Genomic DNA, 294 nt, shown 5'->3' on the forward strand with positions numbered 1-294 from the left:
CCTTTCTGACAATTCCATCAATGGACAGGTTACTTTGACCGCCAAGACAGAGGATGCACTCATCGGCAAGAAGTCTTTCAATATCGAGAATGGCATCTTGAAAGCCGATACTCTGCGATTTGCAACTACTGCAGGAAAGAACATCTGGTTTGAATACAGCTATCCGGCAGCAATCTCTAATGAAACTGTTACTTCAGCCTCTGTTTCCATTCTGAAAGATGCGGCAGGTCTCGTAACAGAGAATGTGCTTGCTGGATTCTATGCAGAGAATGACAATCTTGGCTTCGGTATGCT

General features: G+C 44.6%; 1 protein-coding gene. It reads left to right on the forward strand.

Features of this window, described 5'->3' with window-relative positions; genetic code table 11:
- On the forward strand, window positions 1-294 hold a 294-nt coding region (locus tag DW917_RS17490), incomplete at both ends, for a hypothetical protein (protein ID WP_199545600.1).

Origin of the sequence: Prevotella sp. AM42-24, assembly GCF_003461825.1 — a bacterium.
Classification (GTDB): domain Bacteria; phylum Bacteroidota; class Bacteroidia; order Bacteroidales; family Bacteroidaceae; genus Prevotella; species Prevotella hominis.